The sequence below is a fragment of the Dehalococcoidia bacterium genome (assembly GCA_035574915.1).
In the GTDB taxonomy this organism is placed as follows: domain Bacteria; phylum Chloroflexota; class Dehalococcoidia; order DSTF01; family WHTK01; genus DATLYJ01.
The window spans coordinates 1-5,626 of record DATLYJ010000149.1; the positions used below are offsets into that span (position 1 = coordinate 1).

General features: G+C 66.3%; 7 protein-coding genes. All 7 read left to right on the plus strand.

The genetic code is table 11. The features are described from left to right. Positions 1–121: 121 nt before the first annotated feature. A complete protein-coding gene (locus VNN10_13595) occupies positions 122–595 on the plus strand; it encodes a pyridoxamine 5'-phosphate oxidase family protein (GenBank protein HXH23052.1) in 474 nt (157 codons plus the stop codon). Positions 596–663: 68 nt separating this feature from the next. Further along, on the plus strand, positions 664–1,548 hold the full coding sequence (locus VNN10_13600; GenBank protein ID HXH23053.1) for an alpha/beta fold hydrolase: 885 nt from the start codon (positions 664–666) through the stop codon (positions 1,546–1,548). A 224-nt stretch (positions 1,549–1,772) separates the two neighbouring features. After that, entirely contained in the window at positions 1,773–2,525 is a 753-nt protein-coding gene (locus VNN10_13605) for a phage Gp37/Gp68 family protein (protein ID HXH23054.1), read from the plus strand. Further along, the gene (locus VNN10_13610) at positions 2,512–3,354 is read left to right on the plus strand and encodes a three-Cys-motif partner protein TcmP (protein ID HXH23055.1); all 843 of its coding nucleotides are present in this window, start codon (positions 2,512–2,514) and stop codon (positions 3,352–3,354) included. The genes VNN10_13605 and VNN10_13610 overlap by 14 nt, the downstream gene beginning before the upstream one ends. 326 nt (positions 3,355–3,680) lie before the next feature. Then, positions 3,681–4,925, plus strand: a complete 1,245-nt coding sequence (locus tag VNN10_13615; protein HXH23056.1) for a threonine synthase — start codon at positions 3,681–3,683, stop codon at positions 4,923–4,925. A 106-nt stretch (positions 4,926–5,031) separates the two neighbouring features. Beyond that, on the plus strand, positions 5,032–5,274 hold the full coding sequence (locus tag VNN10_13620; protein HXH23057.1) for an NIL domain-containing protein: 243 nt from the start codon (positions 5,032–5,034) through the stop codon (positions 5,272–5,274). Between the two features lie 3 nt (positions 5,275–5,277). Further along, the coding region (locus VNN10_13625; GenBank protein HXH23058.1) for a transposase at positions 5,278–5,626 on the plus strand (349 nt) is incomplete at its 3' end.

Below are 5,626 nucleotides of genomic sequence, written 5' to 3' on the forward strand. Positions count from 1 at the left end.
GGCGTAGGGGTGCAGCACCGCTGCGCCCGGGGTTGGGCGGGCCGGGGACGCCTCTCACCGCCACGGCCCGGCGCGGCGCGCGCCCTATAATGCCACCCAGCCCCCACCCCAGGAGCATCCCGTGACCGTCCCCCAATTCGAACTCCTCACCGAACTGAAGCTCATCGACCCCATCCGCAGGAAGATTGACGAAGCCTACGTGCCCAACGACCACCCCATCGTCATGGCGTCCGTCGACGAGGACGGCAGGCCCGTGCTCTCCTTCCGGGGCAGCACCCACGTGCACAGCGACACGCAGATCGCCGTCTGGGCGCGTCGCTCCGAGGGCAACACGGCCCGCGCCCTCGCGAAGAACCCCCACGTGGCCCTGATCTTCCGCGAGCCCAACCCCGCCGGCGGCCGCTCCGCCGCCGTCATCACCATGCGCGGCCGCGCCCGCGTCGTCACCGACGAGGCCGTCCGGCGCAAGGTGTACGGGTCGATGCCGGAAGTCGAACGGACCGCCGACCCGGACTGCACCGGCGTCGCCATCATCATCGACCTCGACAGCGTCACAGGCTTCATCCCCGGCTACCGCCTCCAGATGACCCGCTGACCCGGCGCCGGCGCTCCGAGTCTCATGCACTCCGCACCCTGGACTCTGCACCTGATAGGAGGCCGCCCATGAGGCCCGTCGAGTTCTGGAGCGAAGGCACCCTGCTCCGCGGTGACATCTTTGAACCGCCGGGCCTCGCCGCGGACGGACGCCGTCCCGGCATCGTGCTCTGCCACGGCTGGGGCGGCACCAAGCAGCACCTGCACAGCATCGGCCTGCCGCAGCGTCTCGCCGAAGCCGGCTTCGTCGTGCTCGCCTTCGACTACCGTGGCTGGGGCGAGAGCGAGAGCCGCGTCGTTGTCCTCGAGCCGCTGCCGAAGGAGAAGACCGAGGCCAGCGCTCGCGTCCGGGTCATCCGCGAGGTAGTCGACCCCTTCGACGAGGCCTGGGACATCCGCCATGCCATCGACTTTCTCCAGGGCGAGCCGTCCGTCGACCCTGCCCGCATCGGCCTCTGGGGCTCCAGCTACGGCGGCGGGCTCGTCGTCTGGCTCGCCGCCCACGACGACCGCGTCCGCTGTGTCGTCAGCCAGGTCGCAGTGCAGGACTCGCGCGCCCTCGCCGCATCGCGCATGCACTCCTTCCCCCGCGCCCGCGAGGAGATGCGCGCGCTCGCCAGCGCCCAGGCCCGCGGCGAAGCCGAGCCCATCCCCCAGAGCATCGACGCCACCCGCGGGCTGCGCGGCACGCCTCACTCCGCCAAGATGTACTACTTCGCCCCCGTCGAGCTCGCCGAGCGGATCACGGTCCCCGTCCTCCTCATCGATGCCGAGCACGAAGAGCTCTGGGACCGCACGCAGCACTCCAAGCTCCTGTACGAGCGCCTGCGCGCCGCCGGCCGCACCGACGCCGAGTACGTCGTAATCCCCGGCATCACCCACTACGCCGTCTACGGCGATAAGTGCCGCGAGGTCACCGAACTGGCGGTCCAGTGGTTCCAGCGCCACCTGTGAGCCCTGCCTCCCGGCGTAGGGGCGCAGCACCGCTGCGCCCGGGGTGGGGCTGCGACACACCACAGGGCATCGGCGCAGGACCGCCCGTGTCCCGCGCCCGTGTCCCGGGGTAGGGGCGCCGCACCGCTGCGTCCGGGGTGGCCTGCGACACATCACGTGCCTTCAACGTATCATTCGCGCTGGACATTTCGTGATGAGTGGGCCAATATAGCACATATGTACTCATGAGCCAAACCACAAAGATCGAATGGACCGAGGCAACCTGGAATCCCGTTACCGGCTGTACGCGGGTATCCCCCGGGTGCGCCCACTGCTACGCCCTCACGTTTGCAGAACGCTTTCGCGGCGTCCCCGGTCACCCATACGAGAATGGCTTCGACCTGCAGTTGCGGCCCGAACGCCTGAACCAGCCCCTCGAGTGGAAAAAGCCAAAGGTGATTTTCGTCAACAGCATGAGCGACCTCTTCCACGAAGAGGTCCCTGAGGACTACATCAGGCAGGTCTTCCACGTCATGAAGCGCGCAGACTGGCACACCTTTCAGGTGTTGACGAAGAGGTCGAAGCGATTGGCAGAGCTGGCGCCCAACCTGGAGTGGCCCAGCAACGTTTGGATGGGCGTCTCGGTCGAGAACCAGCGTTGGACAAGTCGCATCGACGACCTGCGCACAGTTCCGGCCGCGGTCAGATTCCTTTCTTGCGAACCGCTTCTCGGTCCCTTGGAGCTTGACCTACGCGACATCGACTGGGTGATCGTCGGCGGCGAGAGCGGGCATCGGGCCCGCCGCATGAGGCCCGAATGGGCGATCTCGATCCGTGATCAATGCGCCGCAACTGGCGTCCCCTTCTTCTTCAAGCAGTGGGGCGCGTTCAGTGCAGATGGCATACGGCGTGGCAAGCGAAGAGCTGGTCGGACTCTGGAGTCCAGGATTTGGGACGGCTTCCCCTCCGTCGACTTACTTCGAAGTGGTGCTCGATAGGGTAGGACAGTGGTCCGCAGACAAGCTGGAGATGCTTGCAAAGTACCTCCATGCTTACGCGGTGATCATGGCGGCCCAAAAGCGGCCGCGCGCGGACGGCCGGCCTCCTTGGCTGGACAACTTCCAGTACATGGATGCATTTGTCGGTGCCGCCACTCTGGAATTTCGCGACCGCGCGACGGCTCGCTATCTGGAAGGCTCTCCCATAGTCGCCCTCAATTGTGATCCCCCGTTTGACCGCCGTTGGTTCATCGAGAAGAATCGGGCGCGAACCCGCCGGCTCAGGGATATGCTTGCGTCTCGAGAGGACGGCCACCGCGCGCAGGTAGTCGAGGGTGAAGCCAACGCCTCTCTTAGGGCGCTCGTCTCTCAACTTTCAAGGCGTCAGCGCGCCTTTGCCTTTCTAGACCCCTACGGTCTGCAGGTCGAATGGGCGACCGTGGCGCTCCTTGGTGAAAGCCGTAGAGTCGATGTCTTCATCAACTTCTCGTTGATGGGCCTAACCAGAAACCTCCGACGGCAAGAGCCACCCTCGGAGGAGTTTAGAAGCACTATCCGCCGAGTTATGGTGGATGACTCCTGGGTGGACAGCCTGTACATGACTCAGCCGGACTTGTTCGGTGGATCCTTGAAGTCTCGCTCAAGCCTGGCATCGGCGGCACTTGCGGAAAGGTATGCTACGGACCTGCGAACCTCGTTCAGTCACGTGAGTCCGCCGGTCATTATGCGAAATACACGCCGCGCTCCAATCTATGCTCTGGTATTCGCCAGCCATAATCAGCGCGCCGTTGCGATCATGACTGACATCATGAAGACGTACCGCAATTAGCGCGCCCCGGGTGCTGCCCCGGGTTCCTCGTGCCACCGTACGCCTGCCCGCCCGGAGCCGCAGCAGCCTTGTCCCTCCCCGACCCGCCTGCTACCATTCCCCCAACATGTCGCACAGCGGCCCGCGCAGCATGGCGATGCCCCGGTCCTTCGGCCCTTCTTCAGAAGGGTGGGAAGGACTTATCTGACCTCACGCCGAGCCAAGACCACCTCGTGGGCCCGCCTCGGCGGGCCTCTTCATTTCCGGCACTCGCCCTTGCCGGAAAACATGAAAATACGAGACGAAACCGGACCTCGTGTCCGGTGTGACGACGCCAGGAGTATCGCATGAGCTTCGCCAAAGCCCTCAAGTGCCGCGAGTGCGGCCGCGACTACCCCATCGCACCCCAGCACGTCTGCGAGTTCTGCTTCGGCCCCCTCGAGGTCGCCTACGACTACGACGCCATGCGCAAAAAGGTCACCCGCGAGAGCATCGAGCGCGGACCCCTCTCCGTCTGGCGCTACCGCGACCTCCTCCCCTGTGAGGGTGAGCCCGTCGACCTCCAGGCCGGCTTCACGCCCCTGATCCGCGCCCAGAACCTGGGCGAGGCCCTAGGCCTCAAGCACCTCTACCTCAAGAACGACTGCGCCAACCCCACCTGGAGCTTCAAGGACCGCGTCGTCACCGTCGCCGCCACCAAGGCGCGCGAGTTCGGCTACGACACCCTGGCCTGCGCCTCCACGGGCAATCTCGCCAACTCCGTCAGCGCCCACGCCGCCCGCGCCGGCATGGCGGCCTACGTCTTCGTGCCCTCCGACCTCGAGGAAGGCAAGCTCCTCGGCTCGAAGGTCTACGGCGCCAACCTCGTCGCCGTCGACGGGTCCTACGACGACGTCAACCGCCTCTGTGCCGAGATCGGCGACAAGTACAAATGGGCCTTCGTCAACATCAACGTCCGGCCCTACTATGCAGAAGGCTCGAAGACCCTTGGCTACGAGGTCGCCGAGCAGCTGGGCTGGCGCGCCCCCGACCACTGCATCGTGCCCATGGCGTCAGGCTCCCTCTACGTCAAGATCCGCAAAGGCCTCGACGAGCTCGCGAAGTTGTGGCTCATCGACAGCGTCCAGACCAAAATGTCCGGCTGCCAGGCGCTCGGCTGTTCGCCGATCGCCACCGCCTGGGAGAACGGCACCGAGAACATCCGTCCCGTGCGGCCGAACACCATCGCCAAGTCCCTGGCGATTGGCAACCCCGCAGACGGCTACTATGCTCTCCGTACCATGGCCGAGACCGGCGGGGCCGCCGCAGCCGTCACGGACGAGGAGGTAGTGGAGGGCATCCGCCTGCTGGCCGAGAGCGAAGGCATATTCGCCGAGACCGCCGGCGGCGTCACCATCGCCGGCCTCCGCCGGCTCGTCAAAGCTGGCCGCGTCGAGCCGGACGAGGTCGTCGTCGCCTTCATCACCGGCGGCGGCCTGAAGACGCAGGAGGCAGTCGCGCCGGCCCTCCCGGAGGCCACCCACATCAAGCCCACCATATCGTCGTTCGAAGAGGCCCTCGCCGCCCGTAAGCCGGCAGAGGTGGCTGAATGAGCGCTTTCTACAGAGGTCGGAGTACGCAGTGCAGGTCCACCGCGACGCCCTCGTTCGCTCAGCGCCCTGCACGCTGCGCACTGCTCTATTCCCCGGAGGTCCCCTGATGGCCCGCCAGCGAGTCAAGTTCACCTTCGCCCAGGAGCTGATCAAAGAGCCGGTGATCTACCAGCTCGGCAAGCAGTTCCAGATCGTCACCAACATCCGCCGCGCAGACGTCACCGCCGACCGCGGCTGGGTCATCCTCGAGCTCGACGGCGACCTCCCGGAGATCGAGCGCGGCCTCGAGTGGGTGCGCTCCCGGGGCGTCCGCGTCGACCCCGTCGAGGGCGACCTAATCGAAGGCTAGGCCATGGCGAATCGCACCCGCCTCCGGGCGCCCGCCGCCGCGCCCCATCGTCCACCCGCGTCCCCTGGCAGGCCACCAACCCCTGTAGGGGAGGCCTTCAGGCCTCCCGCCGCGACGCCCCATCCGGCACGCTGGCCTATCCGCAAGGTCAACCGCCTCCCGCTCGAGAGCTACAGGGAGGCGGGCGCCTACGCCCTGACCTTCGTCACCCAGGGCCGGATCAGTGCCTTTACCAACAATCAGGTCGCCCGCTACTGCCTCGCCACCCTGAAGGAGGTCTCGGGGCTGACCGGCTTCCAGGTCTTCGCTTACTGCTTCATGCCCGACCACCTTCACCTGCTGGTTGGGACAG

Coding starts and splice junctions, on each gene's coding strand:
- VNN10_13600 (HXH23053.1), top strand. CDS start 664: ATGAGGCCCGTCGAGTTCTGGAGCGAAGGCACCCTGCTCCGCGGTGAC.
- VNN10_13605 (HXH23054.1), top strand. CDS start 1,773: ATGAGCCAAACCACAAAGATCGAATGGACCGAGGCAACCTGGAATCCC.
- VNN10_13615 (HXH23056.1), top strand. CDS start 3,681: ATGAGCTTCGCCAAAGCCCTCAAGTGCCGCGAGTGCGGCCGCGACTAC.
- VNN10_13620 (HXH23057.1), top strand. CDS start 5,032: ATGGCCCGCCAGCGAGTCAAGTTCACCTTCGCCCAGGAGCTGATCAAA.